This is a genomic window from Bacteroides eggerthii, assembly GCF_025146565.1.
GTDB classification, from domain to species: Bacteria; Bacteroidota; Bacteroidia; order Bacteroidales; family Bacteroidaceae; genus Bacteroides; species Bacteroides eggerthii.
In genome coordinates, this window is sequence record NZ_CP102258.1 from 2,194,390 (window position 1) to 2,214,623 (window position 20,234).

At 44.2% G+C, this 20,234-nt stretch carries 19 protein-coding genes; 12 read left to right on the forward strand and 7 right to left on the reverse strand.

Going from position 1 to position 20,234, the window contains the following annotated elements:
• Positions 1-9: 9 nt before the first annotated feature.
• A complete protein-coding gene (locus NQ546_RS08955; RefSeq protein ID WP_004289797.1) occupies positions 10-411 on the reverse strand; it encodes a PUR family DNA/RNA-binding protein in 402 nt (133 codons plus the stop codon).
• A 171-nt stretch (positions 412-582) separates the two neighbouring features.
• On the opposite strand from NQ546_RS08955, the gene nusB reads away from it, so the two are divergent.
• Genes nusB through NQ546_RS08980 form a run of 5 tightly spaced genes read left to right on the forward strand, consistent with a single transcriptional unit; the run spans position 583 to position 3,972 of the window.
• Complete coding sequence (nusB, locus tag NQ546_RS08960) at positions 583-1,509, forward strand: transcription antitermination factor NusB (protein ID WP_004289798.1); 927 nt, start codon at positions 583-585, stop codon at positions 1,507-1,509.
• 38 nt (positions 1,510-1,547) lie between these two features.
• Positions 1,548-1,877, forward strand: a complete 330-nt coding sequence (gene yajC, locus NQ546_RS08965; protein ID WP_004289799.1) for a preprotein translocase subunit YajC — start codon at positions 1,548-1,550, stop codon at positions 1,875-1,877.
• A gap of 14 nt (positions 1,878-1,891) precedes the next feature.
• On the forward strand, positions 1,892-2,908 hold the full coding sequence (locus NQ546_RS08970) for a CdaR family protein (protein ID WP_004289800.1): 1,017 nt from the start codon (positions 1,892-1,894) through the stop codon (positions 2,906-2,908).
• On the forward strand, positions 2,898-3,512 hold the full coding sequence (gene coaE / locus NQ546_RS08975; RefSeq protein ID WP_004289801.1) for a dephospho-CoA kinase: 615 nt from the start codon (positions 2,898-2,900) through the stop codon (positions 3,510-3,512). Before NQ546_RS08970 ends, coaE begins: the two co-directional genes overlap by 11 nt.
• A gap of 28 nt (positions 3,513-3,540) precedes the next feature.
• Positions 3,541-3,972 carry a DUF5606 family protein gene (locus NQ546_RS08980; RefSeq protein WP_004289802.1) on the forward strand — a complete coding sequence of 144 codons (432 nt, stop codon included), beginning with the start codon at positions 3,541-3,543 and terminating at the stop codon, positions 3,970-3,972.
• A gap of 176 nt (positions 3,973-4,148) precedes the next feature.
• On the opposite strand, the gene prmA is transcribed toward NQ546_RS08980, so the two are convergent.
• A complete protein-coding gene (prmA, locus tag NQ546_RS08985; RefSeq protein ID WP_004289803.1) occupies positions 4,149-4,991 on the reverse strand; it encodes a 50S ribosomal protein L11 methyltransferase in 843 nt (280 codons plus the stop codon).
• A 205-nt stretch (positions 4,992-5,196) separates the two neighbouring features.
• On the opposite strand from prmA, the gene NQ546_RS08990 reads away from it, so the two are divergent.
• Both NQ546_RS08990 and NQ546_RS08995 read left to right on the forward strand, forming a co-directional pair.
• On the forward strand, positions 5,197-6,510 hold the full coding sequence (locus NQ546_RS08990) for a hypothetical protein (protein WP_039953216.1): 1,314 nt from the start codon (positions 5,197-5,199) through the stop codon (positions 6,508-6,510).
• A 33-nt stretch (positions 6,511-6,543) separates the two neighbouring features.
• Positions 6,544-8,238, forward strand: a complete 1,695-nt coding sequence (locus tag NQ546_RS08995; RefSeq protein ID WP_004289805.1) for an OmpP1/FadL family transporter — start codon at positions 6,544-6,546, stop codon at positions 8,236-8,238.
• A gap of 283 nt (positions 8,239-8,521) precedes the next feature.
• On the opposite strand, the gene NQ546_RS09000 is transcribed toward NQ546_RS08995, so the two are convergent.
• Together NQ546_RS09000 and NQ546_RS09005 are read right to left on the reverse strand one after the other, a co-directional pair.
• Positions 8,522-9,079, reverse strand: a complete 558-nt coding sequence (locus NQ546_RS09000) for an NADH peroxidase (RefSeq protein WP_004289806.1) — start codon at positions 9,077-9,079, stop codon at positions 8,522-8,524.
• A gap of 26 nt (positions 9,080-9,105) precedes the next feature.
• Positions 9,106-9,540: a Fur family transcriptional regulator gene (locus NQ546_RS09005; RefSeq protein ID WP_004289807.1), complete on the reverse strand. Its 435-nt coding sequence runs from the start codon at positions 9,538-9,540 to the stop codon at positions 9,106-9,108.
• Positions 9,541-9,774: 234 nt separating this feature from the next.
• Here NQ546_RS09005 and NQ546_RS09010 point away from each other — a divergent pair, with 234 nt between their 5' ends.
• Positions 9,775-11,700 (forward strand): NAD(+) synthase, encoded by a 1,926-nt coding sequence (locus NQ546_RS09010; RefSeq protein WP_004289809.1) that lies wholly within the window; start codon positions 9,775-9,777, stop codon positions 11,698-11,700.
• 21 nt (positions 11,701-11,721) lie between these two features.
• Here NQ546_RS09010 and NQ546_RS09015 read toward each other — a convergent pair whose 3' ends face one another.
• Together NQ546_RS09015 and NQ546_RS09020 are read right to left on the reverse strand one after the other, a co-directional pair.
• Entirely contained in the window at positions 11,722-12,540 is an 819-nt protein-coding gene (locus NQ546_RS09015; protein WP_004289810.1) for a transporter substrate-binding domain-containing protein, read from the reverse strand.
• A gap of 18 nt (positions 12,541-12,558) precedes the next feature.
• Entirely contained in the window at positions 12,559-14,640 is a 2,082-nt protein-coding gene (locus tag NQ546_RS09020; RefSeq protein ID WP_004289811.1) for a putative porin, read from the reverse strand.
• Positions 14,641-14,866: 226 nt separating this feature from the next.
• Here NQ546_RS09020 and NQ546_RS09025 point away from each other — a divergent pair, with 226 nt between their 5' ends.
• From NQ546_RS09025 to NQ546_RS09040, 4 genes are all read left to right on the forward strand, one after another.
• Positions 14,867-16,771: a tetratricopeptide repeat-containing sensor histidine kinase gene (locus tag NQ546_RS09025; protein ID WP_039953217.1), complete on the forward strand. Its 1,905-nt coding sequence runs from the start codon at positions 14,867-14,869 to the stop codon at positions 16,769-16,771.
• A gap of 105 nt (positions 16,772-16,876) precedes the next feature.
• Positions 16,877-17,530 carry a response regulator transcription factor gene (locus NQ546_RS09030; RefSeq protein ID WP_004289813.1) on the forward strand — a complete coding sequence of 218 codons (654 nt, stop codon included), beginning with the start codon at positions 16,877-16,879 and terminating at the stop codon, positions 17,528-17,530.
• A gap of 31 nt (positions 17,531-17,561) precedes the next feature.
• Positions 17,562-18,137: a hypothetical protein gene (locus NQ546_RS09035; protein WP_004289814.1), complete on the forward strand. Its 576-nt coding sequence runs from the start codon at positions 17,562-17,564 to the stop codon at positions 18,135-18,137.
• A gap of 25 nt (positions 18,138-18,162) precedes the next feature.
• Positions 18,163-19,536 (forward strand): BACON domain-containing protein, encoded by a 1,374-nt coding sequence (locus NQ546_RS09040; protein WP_004289815.1) that lies wholly within the window; start codon positions 18,163-18,165, stop codon positions 19,534-19,536.
• Positions 19,537-19,673: 137 nt separating this feature from the next.
• Here the strand turns inward: NQ546_RS09040 and NQ546_RS09045 are convergent, their stop codons facing one another.
• A complete protein-coding gene (locus tag NQ546_RS09045) occupies positions 19,674-20,216 on the reverse strand; it encodes a 2-oxoacid:acceptor oxidoreductase family protein (protein ID WP_004289816.1) in 543 nt (180 codons plus the stop codon).
• Positions 20,217-20,234: the final 18 nt, after the last annotated feature.

Consider the following 20,234-nt stretch of genomic DNA (forward strand, 5'->3'; position numbering starts at 1 on the left):
GGTTGCCCTTTAAAAATCAATATCTATTTTAATTTCCCCGTCAAGTGGAGAGCCTTTTTCCTCCTGTTCTGTCGTCGGTTGTTCGCTGTCGGGTAAGTTTTCATTGTCATTATGACGTACATAACTTCCTTGCTGCTCTTGAATGAAGCCAATGGCTTGCTGCAGACCGTTCATGAATTTCTCAAAATCTTCTTTGTACAAAAAGATTTTGTGTTTTTCGAAACTTACTTGCGAGTCATCTCCTTCACCCATTACTACTTTCTTGCTTTCGGTAATGGCAAGAAACATTTCATCCTTTCTGTTTTTCTTAACATCCAAATAATAGATGCGCTTACCTGCTTTGATGGATTGGGAAAATACAATCTCTTTGTCGTTCACATCCAGCCCACTTTTCTTTTTTAAGTCTTCCATATTTTAGCTATCTTGTTGTAATCGGGGTCAAAATTGACGATTTTTTTTAAACTGTCAAAAGAAAAAGCCCGGATAATGATTATCTGCATTAAAAAATGTGATTTATTTATGTAAACTCATTAAAAATATCTACTTTTGCCCCTCGTTAAAACACCAGTATTTACTTTAGTTATGATAAACAGAGTTCTTATTCGTCTTAAAATTATACAAATTGTATACGCTTATTATCAAAATGGCAGTAAAAATTTAGATGCTGCGGAGAAAGAATTATTCTTCAGCCTTTCCAAAGCATACGATCTTTACAATTATCTGCTTATGCTGATGATAGCATTGACGAACTACGCACAAAAGCGCCTTGATACGGCAAAAGCCAAGTTGGCTCCTACAGCCGAGGAGTTGTATCCGAATATGAAATTCGTTGAAAACAAATTTATTTCCCAATTAGAAGTAAACAAGCAACTGACGGAGTTTATCTCCAATCAGAAACGTACTTGGGCGAATGATGAGGATTTTGTCAAGGGACTGTATGAAAAGATTATAGCTTCCGATATATATAAGGAATATATGGCTTCTTCCGAAGATACGTATGAAGAAGATCGTGAATTATGGAGGAAGATTTATAAGACATTCATTTTCAATAACGAGGAACTCGATGTGCTGCTCGAAGACCAAAGCCTTTATTGGAACGATGATAAAGAGATTGTTGATACGTTCGTTTTGAAGACCATCAAACGCTTTGATGAGAAGAATGGCGCTAATCAACCCTTGTTGCCCGAATTTAAGGATGAGGAAGATCGGGATTTTGCCCGTCGCCTGTTCCGTCGTTCCATCCTGAATTGCGATTATTATCGTCATCTCATCAGTGAGAATACACGCAACTGGGATTTGGATCGTGTGGCTTTTATGGACGTAGTCATTATGCAATGTGCATTAGCCGAAATATTGAGTTTCCCGAACATTCCGGTCAGCGTTTCGTTGAATGAGTATGTGGATATTGCCAAAGTGTACAGCACCACTAAAAGCGGGAGCTTTGTCAATGGTACATTGGACGGAATAGTTAAGGAATTAAAAAAAGAGGGGAAGTTGTCGAAAAACTGATACCTTTGTTGAATAATAAAAACTAAAACGGAATATTTATGAATTTAATGACTGTATTCTTTCTGCAAGCTCCTGCTGCAGGCCCGGACGGAAGTATGATGTGGATTATGCTGATAGCCATGTTCGCTATCATGTATTTCTTTATGATTCGTCCGCAAAATAAGAAGCAAAAAGAAATAGCAAATTTTCGTAAGTCTCTTCAGGTGAACCAGAAGGTTATTACTGCCGGTGGTATTCATGGTATCATCAAGGAAATTAACGATAATGATGTAGTATTGGAAATCGCTTCTAACGTTAAAATCCATATTGACAAGAATTCTATTTTTGCCGCAGCTGCTGACGCAAACAGTAGCCAGGTTTCTAAATAAGTAGATGTGAGCCTATGTTTGATCGTAGGAACATAAGACGTATTTATTTGAATATAACAGAGAAAACAAAGGACTTTCTGCTCAGTGATAAGAGCAGGGAGTTCTTTGTTTTTTTATTTTTCTTCTTTGTAGCCGGAGGCTTTTGGCTGTTACAGACATTGAATAACGATTATGAAGCCGAGTTCTCCATCCCGGTACGTCTGCGTGGAGTGCCTAACAATACGATGATAACTTCAGAACCGGCTTCCGAACTCCGGATTAAGGTGAAGGATAAAGGAACGGTTCTCCTTAATTATATGTTGGGAAAAAGTTTCTATCCGATTTCTCTCGACTTCTCTGATTATAAAGATGCCGGCAATCATGTGCGGGTGTACGCTTCTCAATTTGAGAAGAAAGTGTTGAGCCAGTTGAGTGTTTCAACGCGCTTGCTCTCCATGAAGCCGGATACGCTGGAGTACATTTATGCAACCGGAGTGTCCAAGCTGGTCCCCGTAAAATTGGCGGGAAAGGTCAGTGCCGGTCGCCAGTATTATTTATCGGATACGGTTTTCAGTCCGGATTCGGTTCTGGCATATGCGCCGGAGGGCGTATTAGATACGATAACTGCTGCCTATACACAGCATGTTGAACTGGAGAATATTTCGGACACATTGAAGCAGCAGGTCTCTTTACTTACCCGGAGGGGAGTGAAATTTGTGCCGGCTTCTATTGAGATGATGCTTCCGGTAGATATTTATACTGAGAAGACGGTGGAGGTGCCGTTGCATGGCATAAACTTCCCGGCCGATAAAGTGTTGCGTGCTTTCCCGTCCAAGGTTCAGGTCACTTTTCAGGTGGGGCTTAGCCGCTTCCGTCAGATAACGGCGGATGATTTCCATATGAATGTTTCCTACGAGGAGTTGTTGCGGTTGGGTTCGGACAAGTACACAGTAAAGCTGAAGAATGTTCCTGAAGGAGTGAGTCAGGTGCGCTTTAATCCGGAGCAAGTCGATTTTCTCATAGAACAGATTACTTCTCATTATGACCATTAGGATAGGTATAACCGGCGGCATTGGCAGCGGCAAAAGCGTTGTATCCCGACTGCTGGAAGTGATGGGAATACCTGTCTATATTTCCGATGTGGAGACCAAGCAACTTATGATGACTGACACTTGCATCCGCAGTGAGTTGACTTCCTTGTTGGGCAAAGAGGCATATGCCGGCGGAGCATTGAATAAACCCTTGCTCGCTTCCTATCTTTTCGGCAGTCCCGGGCATGCCCGGCAAATTAACGGAATTATTCATCCGCGTGTGAAAGAAGATTTCAGGCAATGGCTTCGGCGGCGTGCAACCTGTTCTATGGCAGGTATTGAGTCTGCTATTCTGATAGAGGCGGGATTTGCAGGTGAAGTGGATGTGGTTGTTATGGTCTATGCTCCCGAAGAAATACGGGTGCAACGCGCCATGAAACGGGATGCTTCCTCGCGTGAACTGATAGAAAAGCGTATCCGCAGCCAAATGAGTGATGAAGAAAAGCGCGGACAGGCAGATTTTGTGATAGTGAATGATGGTGAAACACCGTTAATTCCGCAGGTTTTAGCTTTAATCACTTTCCTGTCTCAAAATAATACCTATCTTTGCCCACCGAAAAAATAAACTACTAATTACAAAAACAGAATATACTATGTTGAAGACTATTTTGTCTATTTCCGGTAAACCGGGATTGTATAAGCTCATTTCTCAGGGAAAGAATATGTTGATTGTAGAGTCGCTCGTTGACAAGAAACGTTTCCCTGCCTATGGCAATGAAAAGATTATCTCTTTAGGTGATATCGCCATGTATACAGATGCAGATGAAGTGCCTTTGAAAGATGTGCTTCTTTCAATGAAGAAGAAAGAAAACGGCGCTGCTGTGGCATTGGATGTGAAAAAGGCTTCTGTAAAAGAACTTCAGGCCTATTTGGCAGAAGTGTTGCCTAACTTTGATCGCGACCGCGTATATGTATCGGATATTAAAAAACTGATTACTTGGTATAATCTGCTGGTAGCAAGCGGCATGACGGATTTTGAAGAAGTTGCCGAAGAAGCTGCGGAAAAAGAGGCTGCTGCCGAATAATCTGTTTCGGATTCCGACATCCGGCTTTTATTTTTCTTACTCTCACCTCTCACTTTTTCGTATGCATTCCCCTTGTTTTCCGGGGAGGCGGGTGTTATGAGTGGAAACCAAATACTCCTAATAAGCCACCTGAAACAGGCTTATTAGGAGTATTTGCAGTATTATACTTCGGGTGCTTATAATGCAAACTTAACAGCCGCCCAACGGTTCTTTTCCCGGTGATGTACAAACCGCAGCCCGTTACGTTCGGCTTCTGCTTGTATCACAGGTATGTCGTTTACGTAGAAGCCACTCATATATAACTCTGATCCAGACCGCATGCAACGTACATATTGCTTCATGTCGTTCAGCAGGATATTACGGTTGATATTGGCGATGACCACATCAAAAGGCCCTTTTCCTTCCAGTGCGGAAGCATCTCCCTGGAATACGGAAATACGGTCTACGCCATTTAGCTCGATGTTTTCAAGTGAATTGCGTACGCACCATTCGTCTATATCGATAGCTGTGCAGGGAGCAGCACCACGCATGCGTGCCAATATGGCGAGGATAGATGTTCCGCAGCCCATATCGAGCAAGGACTTGCCTTGAAGGTCGCTGTCCAGCAGTTCACCGATGATGAGACTGGTGGTTTCGTGGTGGCCTGTACCGAATGCCATTTGAGGATTGATGACGATGTCGTAGTCAGCTTGCGGGATGTCATGGTGGAATGTGCTATGAATGACGCAGCGATCGCCAATGATAATGGGTTGGAAGAAATTCTTTTCCCATTCTTCATTCCAGTCTTTATCTTCTGCTTCCCGGTAGGTATATTCCACTTGTGTGTCGGAAAGAGGGAAATCAGCAATAGCTTCCTTGAGGGAAGATTCATTGTATAGATCTTTTTGGATGTAGGCGGCGATGCCGTCAGGTTGCTCTACAAAGCTCTCAAAGCCCACCTCGCCCAATACGGCGGACAAAACATCGTTGACAGTTTCTGTACATGGGGTGGTATGGAAGATAAATTCTAAATATTTCATCGGAATATAATTGTTTGTTAAATGCAAAAGGCAGGCGTAGGAGCGAAACCTATTTCTGCGTATATTTGTTTTGGATACAAAGATAAGGTGCATTTAGGGAAATCCCTATAAATCTTTGGGGAAAATCTTCTGCATGGGACAAATTACGGCGTTATCTTTGTGACGTGGATAAAGTATAGAATTGTAAACCATAAACCAAATGAATATGAAAAAGATTGTTTTTTTATCGCTTTTGGCATTGTGCCTTCCAGGGGTGCTTTCCGCTCAAAGTATAGATGACGACCTTTACTACGTGCCTTCCAAGAAGAAAGAAGAGAAGGTGGAGAAAAAGAAGACTCCGGCTGCCGATGCAGTTGTAGTGAAGACAAATGCGCCGACTACGGTTTATGCGTCGCCGGGCAATACAACGATTGTGGTGAAGGACCGTAAAGGGAATATTCGTGATGTGGACGAGTACAACCGTCGGTATGACTCCAAGAACTATGAATTCTCGCAGGAGAATGATACGCTTTATATAGATGAGAAAGAGTATGACGGTCTGGATGGGGAATGGGTAAACGGCTTTGACGGTTCGGAAGATGATTATGAATATGCCACACGAATTATCCGTTTCCGTAATCCCCGCTATGCAATCAGTATCAGCAGCCCGTTGTATTGGGATGTTGTCTACGGATTGAACTCATGGGACTGGAACGTATATACGGACGGATTATATGCCTACGCATTTCCGACATTTACCAACCGCTTATGGTGGGATTGGCGGTATAACTCCTATGGCTGGGGTGGCTATCCCTATTATGGCTGGGGCTGGAACAGCTGGTACGGTCCGGGCTGGGGTTTTGGCTGGAGCGTAGGTTGGGGCGGCTGGTATGGTGGCTGGTGGGGACATCACCATCACTATCATCCCGGATATTATCCCGGTGGAGGACACTGGGGTGGGGGATATTGGCCACGTAATACGTATACGTACCGTCGTTCTTCGGGAGCAAGCAGTTACCGCAATTCTTCTTCAACAGTCCGCAGGTCAGGTTCAAGCGTAGCTCGCAGGGATGCAGGTTCTGCTGTCCGTTCTTCAGGAACCTCCTCTTATAGAAGAAGCGGACAAAGCGGTACGACAACCAGACGCGTGGTGGGCACGCGCTCATCGGGCACACGCAGCGGGGTAACCACTCGTACGGATGCCTCTTCCACACGACGCAGTGTATATACCCGTCCAAGTAGTACAAGGGTAGGGACTTCATCCGTAGGGGAATCACGCAGAAGCGGAAGTGGTGTAAATGCCACAGGAACAAGACGCTCAGCAACAGGAAGCTCCTCTACCTATAATCGTGGTAGCTCCACATCGCCAACGCGCACTTATTCTACCGGAAACAGCAACCGTCGTTCCTATACACCTGTGCAAAACACCCCTACCCGCAGTTATTCTTCGGGCGGTGGCAGCAGCTCACGTAGCTATTCCAGCGGTGGCGGTTCTACCCGTTCATCTGGTGGTGGCGGTGGTTCTTCAAGAAGAAGATAGGTATTAGTATTAATAGAAAAAGATTAGTAGGATATGAAAAATATAATAACTTTGGCTGCTTTGGGGTTGCTGATTGCAGCTCCAATGAGTGCACAGACTGTGTACGATGCTGCTAAGATAACTAATAAGGATTTAAACGGTACGGCACGCTTTGTTGGTATGGGCGGTGCCATGGGAGCATTGGGAGGTGACATCTCCACTATCGGCACAAACCCTGCCGGTATAGGTGTTTACCGCAGTAATGATGCAATGGTGTCATTCGGATTTTCTTCCTACGGTACGGAAAGTAACTATGTGGGAAACAAGATGAATTCCGATAAAATGAGGGCTTCATTTGATAATGCCGGTTTTGTGCTTTCTTCAAAGATAGGTAATGCTACGGCTTTGCGTTATGTGAATTTCGGCTTTAATTACCATAAGGCAAAATCTTTCTATAAGAATATGTCTATGGGCGGTAATCTGGGAGATTATACGCAGACCGACTACATGGCTGCACAAGCCGGAGGTATCAAGGATTGGTCCGGTGACATTTATACTGATCCGGAGGTGGGGTGGCTGTCTGCATTGGGATACGATGGTTATCTTATCACCGATCTTATTGCTCATAACGGACAGGGCGATGTTCCTTCCGGCTATGTCCCCTATATGGTAGGGGGTAAGCAGGTGAAAAACCTGAATGGTGATTTAGTATATATTACTCCGGGTGAATATGGAGGGATGTTTTGGGGAGGAAATGGAAGTTTCCGTTCGGAAGAGCGTGGCGGTATCGACCAGTATGATTTCAACATTTCATTCAATATCAACGACCGGGTATATTTAGGTGTGACTGTGGGAGCCTATGCCATAGATTATAGCAAATATACTTTTTATGATGAGAACTATCTGGATAAGGCAGGAAATGCTACCGGACAAGGCTATAATTTGCAGAGCTGGAACAAAATACATGGTTCCGGTTTTGATGTGAAATTCGGAGCCATTATACGTCCTTTTGAATATTCTCCATTAAAAATCGGATTAGCCATTCATACGCCCACTTATTATAATCTGGACTATAAGACGAATGCCCGTCTGGAGTCGGACGTGCTGAATGATTTGGATATAGCCAATGAGTCGGAGGTGGGTAGTGGTGTGATAGGTCAGTATAATGTAGACACTTACGATATATTGAAAGGAGATATGGTGCGCCAGTTCCAGCTTCAGACGCCATGGACTTATAATGTAAGCTTGGGATATACCATCGGTAAGGATCTGGCATTAGGCGTTGAGTATGAATATCAGGACTATTCTTCTATGAAGTTTAAAGATCAGGAGGGCTACTCCGATACCTTTGGATACGAAAACAGCACCACTTCCATGCTGAAAGGGGTGAGCACCATTCGTCTGGGTGCTGAATATAAGGTTATTCCTCAGTTTGCTTTGCGTGCAGGCTATAATTATACGTCCGCTATCTTCAATAGTGATGCATATAAAGATCTGCCTTATAACTCTATTCAGACCGATACGGATTTTGCAAATACAAAAGCGCTGAGCAACTATACATTAGGTATCGGCTATCGCGGCTCTATGTTCTATGCTGATTTGGCCTATAAGTATTCTTCTTATAAAGAGGATTTCCACCCGTTCATCAATGCCTATATGGATGGAGAACAATTGGTGATAGGTTCTCCTGAAGCGAAAGTAAAGAATACCCGTAGTCAGGTACTGTTGACTTTAGGTCTGCGTTTCTAAAAAAGATTGTATTTCCATTGCAAATAATCTTTTATTGCATTTGAAGAAATCCCCGGTGCAGTTCATTGTACCGGGGATTTTTGCTAAAATAACTATATACTGCCTTACAGCAAAGCCCTCTATAAACAATTATAATGCTTATGGGGGGCTTATAATTTTAATATGCTTTACTGCTCTCTACTGCTAACAAGGATTCACACTGTAAGCAATATATAGTTACCTTTGCTAATAAAAAAAGGCTTGCAATCTGCAAGCCTTTTTAGATGGTATCTGTTTTTTCAGATTATTTCTTGAAATAACGATTGTACAGACCTTCGAAGCCTTTACCATGACGAGCTTCGTCCTTAGCCATTTCATGAACTGTGTCATGGATAGCATCCAGGTTCAATGCTTTAGCGCGGGTAGCGATACGCTTTTTGTCTTCGCAAGCGCCTGATTCAGCGTTCATTCTCTTTTCAAGGTTGGTCTTAGTGTCCCATACACAGTCGCCCAGCAATTCAGCAAATTTGGAAGCGTGTTCTGCTTCTTCCCATGCATAACGCTTGAATGCTTCAGCTACTTCAGGATAACCTTCGCGGTCTGCCTGACGGCTCATTGCAAGGTACATACCAACTTCTGTACATTCGCCCATGAAGTGGTTGTTCAAATCCTTAATCATTTCGTCGTCGCAGCCTTTAGCTACACCGATAACATGTTCGTCGGCAAAAACCAACGGACCACCTGCCTGTGCTTCTTCTACTTCAACGAATTTGCTTGCAGGAGCTTTACACAGAGGACATTTCTCAGGAGCTGCGTCTCCTTCATATACGTAACCGCAGACAGTACATCTAAATTTTTTCATTTTACTTCAGATTTTAATTAGTTGAATTAGTTATTCGTTATTTTAGTTAACTGTTCACTTTCCAAACAATTCTTGCAGATACCTTTATAATAATAATGGATCTCTTGTACATCATGGCCGTCCATGTCCATATCTTCCACTTGCTTGATATTGGCATTATATTCCAAATCGTATATTTTGCCGCATTGTTTACACAAGAAATGGGCATGAGGGCTGGTCTCTGCATCGTAGCAGGTATTCCGTTCGTCAATTGTCAGTGTCTGTGCAGCACCTTGCTCGCTCAAAAGTTTCAAAGTGTTGTAGACAGTGGTCTTGGACAATGTGGGAATGGAAGGAGCAAGAGCCGTATAGATTTCGTCTACACTGGGATGTGTACGATGCTCCATCAGATAGCTCATAATGGCTATGCGCTGCACTGACGGTTTTATGTTGTGATTTTGCAATCGCTTTATTACATCCATATCATCTATAATTCAAACTTGTAATAATTACATTTTTAATTCTCTTGCAAAGATAGATACTTCTTTGATTTATCCAAAAAAAAATCTGAGTTTTTTTATATTGTTAATTAAAATGACCTGTTGTATTCTTAGATGGGATTGCAAGTATCTTGAAGCGGAGAGTGAAAAGACTGATTATTTTGTGTTTATTTGATAAATTGCCGTATTTTTGTACCCTAATTTAATCAGATTCTTATGAATTACGGATATGTCAAAGTAGCGGCGGCTGTACCTCGTATTAAGGTAGCGGACTGTAAGTTCAATGCCGGACAAATTGAAAAAGAGATAATCATAGCTGACGGAAAAGGTGTACAAATTATAGTCTTTCCGGAGTTATGCATCACCGGATATACATGTGGAGACCTTTTTGCCCAGCAACTTTTGCTTGAAGAGGCCGAAATGGGGCTGATACAGATTTTGAATAATACGCGTCAAATGGACATTATATCCATTCTTGGCATGCCTGTACCCCTGAACGGTATGTTGCTGAATACCGCAGTGGTTATACAGAAAGGCAAAATCCTGGGCGTTGTTCCTAAGACATATCTTCCCAACTACAAAGAATTTTATGAGAAACGCTGGTTCGCTTCTGCCTGTGAGGTATCGGAGACTACTGCCCGCTTATGCGGACAGGTAGTGCCTATGGGTCGGAATCTGCTTTTTGAGACTGCGGATACGACTTTCGGAATTGAGATTTGCGAGGATCTGTGGGCTCCTATTCCGCCGAGTTCTTCATTGGCGTTGCAGGGGGCGGAAATCCTTTTCAACCTGTCGGCTGATAACGAAGGAATAGGTAAACATGCTTACCTTCGTTCGCTCATCAGTCAGCAGTCTGCCCGTTGTATTGCAGGGTATGTATTCAGTTCATGCGGTTTTGGCGAATCTACTACGGATGTGGTTTTTGCCGGCAATGGATTGATTTATGAGAATGGTACGCTGTTGGCCGGCAGTGAACGCTTCTCCTTTGAGGGGCAGTTGGTGGTTAGCGAAATTGATGTGGAGCATATACGTACGGAACGTCGGGTTAATACGACATTTGCGGCCTGCCACGCCAATTGTGCGCCTGAGATTCCGGTGCGCATATCCACAGAGTATGTCAATTCCGGTGATTTGAACCTGACCCGTACTTTCGAACCTCATCCGTTTGTTCCTCAAGGGCCGGTTTTGGACGAGCGTTGCGAGGAAGTATTCTCGATACAGGTATCAGGATTGGCACAGCGCTTGGTACATACCAATGCCAAGAGCGCAGTGGTAGGCATATCCGGTGGCTTGGACTCTACATTGGCATTATTGGTTTGTGTGAAAACCTTTGATAAGCTGGGTTGGGACCGTAAAGGCATTATCGGTGTGACTATGCCGGGATTCGGCACTACCGACCGTACGCATACCAATGCTGTCGACCTGATGACTTCATTGGGTGTGACAATGCGCGAAGTCTGCATAAAGGATGCCTGCATACAACACTTTAAGGATATAGACCATGACATAAACGTGCATGATGTGGTATATGAGAATTCGCAGGCGCGTGAACGTACGCAGATATTAATGGATATTGCCAACCAGACATGGGGAATGGTGGTTGGTACGGGCGATCTCTCGGAACTTGCTTTGGGCTGGGCCACGTATAACGGCGATCACATGTCTATGTACGGTGTCAACAGCAGTATTCCCAAAACGTTGGTGAAGCATCTGGTGAAGTGGGTTGCGGAAAATGATATGGACGAGGCTTCACGAGCCACATTGCTGGATATTGTGGATACTCCTATCAGTCCGGAACTTATACCGGCAGATGAGAATGGAAATATCAAGCAGATTACCGAGGATCTCGTAGGCCCGTATGAACTGCACGATTTCTTCCTTTATTATTTTCTGCGTTGCGGCTTCCGTCCTTCCAAAATCTTCTTCCTTGCAGCGCGTACGTTTAAGGATGTCTATGATGAAGAAACGATACGGAAATGGTTGCAGACCTTCTGTCGCCGCTTCTTCAACCAGCAGTTCAAGCGTTCTTGCCTGCCGGACGGCCCGAAGGTGGGAAGCATTTCCATAAGTCCGCGTGGAGATTGGCGCATGCCGAGTGATGCATCTGCGGAGATGTGGCTGAGGGAAGTGGAGACGTTGTAGAGGTTTGTGGTGAAGATTATATCATTTATAGTACTTCCTATAAATCTTCTTATATTCTTTCTTTGTTTTAAACCGTTCCAGCCAGCTGTTCAGGCTGTCCAGAAGTACCGGAGACTGCTTGCTCACTCCCCATGAGTAGAATTGAGTGAAGCTGATTGCGGTATTTATATCTATTTGCGGAAGGCTGTCGGCGGCGGAACGGGCGATGGCTTCGTCACATACTGCATAGTCGATATCGCCATGTGCCACGAGCGCGATGAGCTGTTCGGAGCCATATTTCTCTATTTCGTTAATATATATGGTGTCGCCTATTTCATTTCCTAAGTTGCGGATGCGCAGAATGGAAGGAGAGCCTTTAACCACATTCAGGGTTTTTCCCGCTAAATCGAGCTGGCTCCTGACGAATAGGGAGTCATCGGGGGAATCCATTTTGCGCTGAACCAATACTTGCCTGTTCAGAACGATAGGAGCGGTGAGGAGCAGGGAATCTTTTAATTCGCTGGTTGCCAAGAGACCGTAGGCGATGACGTCGTATCGGCCTTCTGCCAAACCTTCGAGCCGTTCATTAAAACTCATTTCGGGAGTTATGGCTACTTGCAGACTGTGATCGCGGGCAAAAGCCTCTATCAGTTCGTAATGAAAGCCCGATAAAGTGTCTCTATCCACATAAAAGCTGATGGAATTGTACTCCGTAGCTGCACGAAGTGTTCCATTTGCCGCTATTTCGGCGTAATCGCGGGGATGCCCTTTGCGGCTCTCTCTTTTAGGCAGCATGAATGTGGCGACAAGTGCAGCCACTGCTCCCAGGATGATATACTTCAACAGTTTGGTCTTTTTCATGATGAATGGAGGACAATGTTAGTCGTAGAAGTTCCATGAAATACCTATCTTGAACAAGCGCGGGTTGATGGGATAGTGGGGCACGAGGAAATAATTGCTTTGTCCCATTCCTGCGTTTACATGATACATCATGGCAAAGATACGGGTCCGCTTCAAGTGCAGATTGGCGTATACGTTTACAATCGGATAACCGCCGATTTCTACCTGGTCGTCCGCTGCCTGAAGATGGAATTGCTGGATGGCGGGAGTGTAGGCGGGTGCGTTGTATTTGGTGAAATATCTGACGTCGGCTCCAATCTGTACAGTCAGCACCTTCTTGGCTATTTTGGCAAGCAGGTACAGGTTATGGTATAGTGAGAGCTGTGGCAAAGGCAATACGGTTTCATTGCTCGATTTCTGCCAAGTCACTTCGTTGTCCAAATGTAGTATGCCCAAGCGGAAATCCTGCTTCAGAGTTGCGGACAATACTTGTATATTACCGCTTTCCTGCACAGGCATTGCGCTTTGATTAAAATAGGTGTAGTTCTTTATGTTTTCCACGCCGGCACGCAGGTTTGTTTTCCAGCGTTGGATGTTCAGCTCGCCCTCCACACGTGTGCGAAATTCCTTATTCATATTGTCATTGTCCCAATAATAATGGTTGGAGTGATAATGACGCATGTAGAAAGAGGGGAGAGTGTTGCTTACATAGCCTCTTGCATAAAAGTTTACGGTGTCTTTCCAAAGGCGGAAGTTCAGGTCGAGGTCGGCATTGACGCGAAATTGTCCGAGCGCCTTGTCCATGATGCCTATTTCACCATTTACGTTATAATGCAGCGTTTTGCCTTGGCGTTTGGCAAGTTCGCCGCCCACGAATAGTTCCTGTTCGTCGAAACGGGTACGCGACAAAGTATCCATTAATTCGTAACGGTTGAACTTGTGCGATATATAGGCTGTCAGTCCGGCTTTGGCATACTTGTTGAAGCCTTCGAGCAAAGCAATTCCAAACACGTTCTTTATGCTGAAGGCAGTGGTCGAATCCCGGCTGGCGACTTCATTGAAATACGCATTGGGATATTGTCCCTCCTTCTCTTGGGCAGAAGTGAACTGATGGCGGGCACGTTCCACTTTTATGGTGTGGATGAAGCTGGTGACGGGAACGAACTCTTCCGTTATAATGGTATCTTTGGGCAGGGGCACACTGTCATTGGCGGCAGTTATTCCGGAAGAACGGGCATCCTCTATGGTAGTAGTTTCTCGTGTAAAGCCGAGCCGGTAGCGCTGTGTGGCATATACGTAGAAATCTTTGTTACGGTTTGCCGTCTGTTCCAATTTTACGGGGATAGTGGTGGATTCATATTCCTTTTTCCCTTCCGACATATCTTCCGGGCGCGTAATATAACGGTCGTCTTGAATACCTCCGTTTTCGTTCATCTTCATGGTGAAGTTGTTGTACACTGCCTGCATTTGGTATTTATCGCCGATGTAGCTGGCAAACACTCCGGCATTGAAGTGGGAGGTGGACTGGTTCTGATAGTATCCCCGTCCATACAGGTAATCTATGTTGAAACCAAAAGCCAGCCGCTTGTTTGCATTGACTGAAAAGTAGGACTTGAAGCGTTCTTCGCCATTGACTTTATTTCCGGCTTTGTAGTATGTCAGGTTGGTAAAAGGGATGTTGCTATTTGTGAATTTCACTTCGTCCGGGCGGACAAAGAAGCTGGAAAAAGGTTGCATGAAGATAGTCGGTTCGGCATCCTTGCGTTCAAAGAAGATGCGTGACATGCGCGGCGAACCCAAGTTACCCAGATAATTATAGTGCCCGTACATGCCTTCTACCAAGTTGGTATTCTGGAAGTTAAGATTAGCTGTGTCGGCGGGAATAATGGTACGTTCGCCCAGTGTCTCACTCAGGCGCCACATATAAAGTTTGGGGGGAAGACTCTGAATTTCCGTATTGGTACTGTCTTCCAGATTATCCGGCAAGGTGTTGGGATCTACCTGATTGCCGAACTGGTCGCGGCCGGTTGTAGGATCCATACGGTTGAAAGGTGTCTGTGCCACAGCACCCAAGATACCTATAATAGACAGAAATAGATATGTCAGTACGATTCGTCTCATAATTAGGCGCAAAGATACAATAAAAAATTATTCACTTACGGAATTCCACCTTTTTTGCTTCTTTTAAAACTCTCGGCTCTTTATGGAAAAACAGTATTCGGGCAGTTGCAATGATGCAATTATTACCGCTTATGTGCCTGTATATTCAGCAGCTTTGCTATCTTTGCTACCGACTCTTTCGGGTAGGAAGCAACTTTTCGTTTCTAATATTATAATATCTGTTTGTATGAGAACACTATCTTTTTGGCTATGCTTATTCTTGCTTTTTCCTCTGCTGCATGCTCAGGATGCCGAATTAAAAATGTATCAGGATGAGTTGGCTCGTGCCTTGAGACTGAAGAATCGGGATAGTATTGCAGCTGCTTATTGTCATTTAGGGGAATATTATGCCTATCGCCAGTCGGACAGTACCCGGTATTATTGTGATAAAGGTCTGGAATATGCCCGAAAGGATGTACCTGAACCTTATCTCACCTTATTGATAAACCGGGTGGAAACTTATAGTGCTTTGGGGGATATGGAGAGTGCAATTGACGGCTACCTTAAGGTACTCGATGAAGCCGAACGTTTTACCGGAGTTGAGGACCAAGTGATTACAACGCTCACTTCTCTTGGTGTGAATTATCGCAGAAAAGACATGCCTGATTCGGCACTGATATATTATAACAGGGCGTTGGAAAAACTTGAGGGGCGTAAATCCTACGATGAACGGGTGCACTTATTGACAAATATGGCTGTGCTTTATGCAAATACCTCGCGTTTGAAAGAGGCTGAAAACTATGTTCGGGCGGCGGTGGAAGAGTCAAAGAAGTGCGATGATATGGACATGGTCTTGTATGCAGCATCTACGGCGGGAGGTATCATGACATTACAGAAGAAATACGACGAAGCCGCTCAGATGCTCTATCCCGCACTTGCTATGGCACGCGAACAGAAGAAACCGAAATTTGTGTTGAAAAGTATAACATATCTGTTGAATGCCTATTTCAGAATGAACAATAACGATTCTATCAATCATTATATACGTGAGGCGGAAAAAATGATGGCTGAATTGCCTGAGTCTTCAGGGGAGGTACTGGGATATAAGGAAACCCTTTTCAAGATTCTCAACAAGATGGGGCGTTATCGGGAGAGTCTTTCCATTCAGCAACAGATGTTGAGAGCTATGGATGTCAATGCCCAGACCCCGATTGATAAGCTCTATTTGGAAATGGCACGCAATTATCATGGGCTGAAAGATTATCCGCATGCCGCCGATTACTATGAAAAAGCATACTGGACGTCCGATAGCCTGCATCAGACGGAGGTGGATGCGGAACTTTCCGAACTGTCCATGAAGTATGAAAATCAGGTAAAGGAACTTGAAATAGCGAGGCTGACTCAAGAGCAACTGGAGCAAAAGGCTAAGACGATGCAGTGGGGTATAGTGGCTGCTGTGGCTGTCTCCGCTTTTTTACTTTTGGTATTTTATTATATGTTCCGCCAGAAACGTGTCAAAAAAGAGGAAGAGTTGAAACTTGCCAAAAGCTATATTGACGGGTTGGAACGTGAACGCACCCGCTTGGCGAAAGAGTTGCATGACGGTGTCTGCAATGACTTGTTGGGGATTGGCATGCAGGTGCAATGTATGCCACCTTCGGCTGAGTCAAAACATGAGCTGCTGGATTTGTTGGAACAGGTTCGTGGTGAGGTGCGCTGTATTTCCCATGAACTGATGCCGCCAAAGTTCCAGTATGTTACATTGGCTGAAACGATAGAGGCATATATAGAACGTTTGGTCATTCCGGCATCCATGCAACTGGCTTTCAGTAAAGAAAATGACCATGCAGAATGGGGGCAAGTACCGGAGCAGACGGCTTATGAGGTCTATCGTATTTTGCAGGAGCTACTTTCTAATATACTGAAACATTCCGAAGCGACGGAAGTGAATATAAATCTCTCCTTAAGTAAGGAACTGTTGGTTTTACTCATCACAGACAATGGCAAGCCGTTTTCCGATTCAGGTGCTGCAATGGGCGGTATCGGCCTTAATACTACCCAAGAACGCGCCAAAGCCATAGGCGGGTCTCTTTCTGTAAACTGCAAGGGGAGTATCCAACAGTTTCAGCTTGAAATCCCTTTGTCCCTTTAGTAGAAAACCATGATGTCGGATACTAAAATCACTATTTTTGATGATGCCGGATATTAATAAATACTTTTTCTTTGCAGCATAATTCAGAACACAAAGCATAGATTGATGAAAGAAAAAGATATACGCATTTTGTTGGTAGATGACCATGATTTGGTGCTTCAAGGATTGAAGAGGATAGTAGAATGTTCGTTACCCGAAATCAAGACCGTATGTACAGCTTCATCGGGACGGGAGGCATTGCTTTTAATAGCTTCCCAATGCTTTAATCTTTTCTTGTTGGATATGGAATTGCCCGATTTGTCCGGTTTGGAAATAATCTCACGTATTCGGGAAAAAGACCCTCAGGCGCGTATTATCGTGAATACAATGCACGAGGAAATTTGGTTTATAAAGAATCTGATACAGTGTGATGTAGATAGTATTTTGTTTAAATCCGTTGACTCGAACAAGATAGTCGAGGCTATTCGTTGTGTACTCGATGGCGGGACTTACTACTGTACTTATGCCGAACAAGTACGCAACCAGATGAGGCGTTCGGACGAAGGGCGGCGTGAAGAACTCACACAGCGTGAGCTTGATGTGTTGAAGTGTATCTCTGAAGGCAAAAACACACAGGAAATAGCTCAGGATTTGTGTGTATCTACCAATACGGTAGATACACACCGGCGTCATCTGTTGGACAAACTTGATGCAAAGAATGTGGCGGACTTGATAATGACAGCAATCTCCAGAGGTATTATACCTATCCGTAAATGTTGATGACATTACTCATTTAAAACATATCATTGTTATGAAAAGGTTTACTATTACAATTATCTCCGCAATGCTTTGCGGACTGGTCGTATTGTCAGCATGTGGCGGTGCAAAGAAGAATGTTCAAGATGCCGAAGGTCAAGCGGAGGCCGGGGGGAATGCTCCGAGCGGTTACTTGATGCCTGCTATCTCAGCAAACAATTTTTGTGGTGATTTTACTACCATGACTCCCGATTACGGTTACCTGATGCCCGAAAAGGGCTTGTTCCTTAAGATGCATGACATTAGGGGCGCTTACGGTATTAATATTTATACTTATGTGATGGACGGTGACAACATACAATGTACACCGGGACATTTTGTGATGATAGTTCCGAGAGGCGGTGATAAACTGGAAATCACCATAAAGAAGAGTTCCATGAAGAATACTCCTTCCTTTACTTTTATACCTACTCCCGATTGCGAGAACTCCGCTTATGTGGCTACGGAGAAAGTTGCCGGTAAGTATTACTATCTCTGTGGTGATGCGGAAGCCCGTTATAAGTTCGAAGATTTGTTTGAGGACGAACGTTGTGCGGAGTTCAAAAACTTAGTGGATAATTATGGTAAATAATTGAATGATAACTGAAATATAATATATGATGAAGAAACTTTTTTTAGGCTTTCTGGTGGCGATAGCGCTGGGGGCATGTAGCAGTGAAGAAAATGAACCGGAAGGAGCTATTGTTTTAACTGGCGGTACTCAGACTTCACAAACGATATATGCGGACGAAACGCAAAAGTCGGAAGGTATTAAATTCACCGCCACAGAGCCTTGGACGGCAACCGTAACCGAAACAAAGACAAGAGCCGATGGAAGCAATGTGGACTGGTTGAAACTGAGCGCGTATAGCGGGGGCGCAGGTGAGTTCACCTTGAACCTTACACTTACACCGAACACCAGTGGAAAAAGCCGGAAAGCGGAAATACGCATTACGGCAGGTAAAACCGTACTGACCATTGCGGTGGAACAAAAAGCGGAAACGGAAAGTGGTACCGGAGTACTGAAAACTATCAAGAAGATAGCTTGTAAAGAAGTGTTCAACTCTGATAAGGTTTATAATAGCTCTGATTACACCAGCGAATGGATCAGGACCTTTAGTTACGATGAGCAGGGACGTGTGGCGCGTATTGTACGTGACCACGTACAATCTAAAGGTAAAACTACAACGACTTTCGATTACACGATTGCCGGAGAGATAACCATGAACGAGAAAGAGGTTTATGATAGTAGCAGCAATATCTACGAAGATACCTACATTATCAAACTCAATGAACAAGGAAATGTAGCATCCATACAGGACGATGACAAGAATACCGGAACGTTCAGCGACTACATACGTCTCAGCTATACCGATGACAACCGCCTTGCGCAGTGGAAGGATGCCGATGCAGGCAGTGAAACCAGTTCGGGTACTTTCTCTTATGATAATGGAATGTTGTCAAAGTATGAATACGTTGAGGGTAAATCATTGGAAGATAGCAGGACAATCAGTGTGGATGTGAATAAAGCCTATACGCACCGTTATCCCAATAATCTTCCTGTTGATATGGTGGGACTCCTTTTATGTAATGACGATGCTTATGACTTTCTGTTCTATATCGGAAGAACGGGTAAGACGAGTGATTATCTGCCGGAAGTGTTCCCGGACTTTACTGCGCGTGATGAATGGGATAGAATAATGGAAAGTTATCAGACTCCGAACACAACAGTTGAAGAATATTACCATACGATTGTATGGTCTGATGACGAGTTAGTGATGAACTATACCTTCGACAAAGACAACTACCTGACCGGTATTCAGACTCAAAGAGGCTTCACTGTCATGAAAACAACTTATACCGTAGTAGTGGGTAATGAGCTTGTTGATCCGAATATTCCTGAAAAAGGTTATAAATACACCATAGAAAATAAAAAGACCGAGAAGGAAAAAGATGATGCGGATGTGTTTACTTGGACAATCGAATATTAGACTTTCTATATATATACGGCGCTAAAAAAACGGATGATGTGTTCACACTTGGAAACACATCATCCGTTTATAGTAAACGCATCATCCGTTGAGGGCAAACACATCATCTGTTTCGCCCAAACGGATGATGTGTTTTTTTATACCTCCTTAATCAGCTCCATACCCCGCTTGATGGCCTCTTCGTTCATCGGTATCAGGTGGTGGTGGCGTTCGGGAAGTGTTTTTTTCAATCCCTTGATAACGTTGTCCAATGTTACGATCGGAGCAATTTTCAACAGGCCGCCCAGCACAATCATGTTGAATGCTTTGGCATTTTTCATTTCGTTGGCGGCATCCATAGCATCGATGCGGTAAACGTGGATGTCTTTACGTGTCGGCGGGTTGATGATGCCGTAGCCGTCGTAGATAAGTACGCCGCCGGGCTTTACCTTGTTCTCGAACTTCTCCAGTGAGGGTTGGTTCAGGATGATAGCCGCATCATATTTGCTCAAAATTGGCGAGGAGATTTTCTCGTCACTCACAATTACGGTAACGTTTGCCGTACCGCCGCGTTGTTCCGGTCCGTAGGCGGGCATCCAGGTCACCTCTTTGCCTTCCATCAATCCGGAGTATGCCAAAATCTTTCCCATGGACAATACGCCTTGTCCGCCGAAGCCTGCTATAATGATTTCTTCTTTCATTGTTCTTCTGTTTTTAGC

What these genes read in the sequence shown, in the direction of transcription:
- NQ546_RS09035 (WP_004289814.1), top strand. Translation starts at nt 17,562, where the DNA reads ATGAAAAGGTTTACTATTACAATTATCTCCGCAATGCTTTGCGGACTG.
- NQ546_RS08970 (WP_004289800.1), top strand. Translation starts at nt 1,892, where the DNA reads ATGTTTGATCGTAGGAACATAAGACGTATTTATTTGAATATAACAGAG.
- NQ546_RS09020 (WP_004289811.1), bottom strand. Translation starts at nt 14,640, where the DNA reads ATGAGACGAATCGTACTGACATATCTATTTCTGTCTATTATAGGTATC.
- yajC (WP_004289799.1), top strand. Translation starts at nt 1,548, where the DNA reads ATGAATTTAATGACTGTATTCTTTCTGCAAGCTCCTGCTGCAGGCCCG.
- NQ546_RS09045 (WP_004289816.1), bottom strand. Translation starts at nt 20,216, where the DNA reads ATGAAAGAAGAAATCATTATAGCAGGCTTCGGCGGACAAGGCGTATTG.
- NQ546_RS09000 (WP_004289806.1), bottom strand. Translation starts at nt 9,079, where the DNA reads ATGAAAAAATTTAGATGTACTGTCTGCGGTTACGTATATGAAGGAGAC.
- NQ546_RS08980 (WP_004289802.1), top strand. Translation starts at nt 3,541, where the DNA reads ATGTTGAAGACTATTTTGTCTATTTCCGGTAAACCGGGATTGTATAAG.
- NQ546_RS08955 (WP_004289797.1), bottom strand. Translation starts at nt 411, where the DNA reads ATGGAAGACTTAAAAAAGAAAAGTGGGCTGGATGTGAACGACAAAGAG.
- NQ546_RS09030 (WP_004289813.1), top strand. Translation starts at nt 16,877, where the DNA reads ATGAAAGAAAAAGATATACGCATTTTGTTGGTAGATGACCATGATTTG.
- NQ546_RS08990 (WP_039953216.1), top strand. Translation starts at nt 5,197, where the DNA reads ATGAAAAAGATTGTTTTTTTATCGCTTTTGGCATTGTGCCTTCCAGGG.
- coaE (WP_004289801.1), top strand. Translation starts at nt 2,898, where the DNA reads ATGACCATTAGGATAGGTATAACCGGCGGCATTGGCAGCGGCAAAAGC.
- NQ546_RS09005 (WP_004289807.1), bottom strand. Translation starts at nt 9,540, where the DNA reads ATGGATGTAATAAAGCGATTGCAAAATCACAACATAAAACCGTCAGTG.
- NQ546_RS09015 (WP_004289810.1), bottom strand. Translation starts at nt 12,540, where the DNA reads ATGAAAAAGACCAAACTGTTGAAGTATATCATCCTGGGAGCAGTGGCT.
- NQ546_RS09040 (WP_004289815.1), top strand. Translation starts at nt 18,163, where the DNA reads ATGATGAAGAAACTTTTTTTAGGCTTTCTGGTGGCGATAGCGCTGGGG.
- NQ546_RS08995 (WP_004289805.1), top strand. Translation starts at nt 6,544, where the DNA reads ATGAAAAATATAATAACTTTGGCTGCTTTGGGGTTGCTGATTGCAGCT.
- prmA (WP_004289803.1), bottom strand. Translation starts at nt 4,991, where the DNA reads ATGAAATATTTAGAATTTATCTTCCATACCACCCCATGTACAGAAACT.
- nusB (WP_004289798.1), top strand. Translation starts at nt 583, where the DNA reads ATGATAAACAGAGTTCTTATTCGTCTTAAAATTATACAAATTGTATAC.
- NQ546_RS09010 (WP_004289809.1), top strand. Translation starts at nt 9,775, where the DNA reads ATGAATTACGGATATGTCAAAGTAGCGGCGGCTGTACCTCGTATTAAG.
- NQ546_RS09025 (WP_039953217.1), top strand. Translation starts at nt 14,867, where the DNA reads ATGAGAACACTATCTTTTTGGCTATGCTTATTCTTGCTTTTTCCTCTG.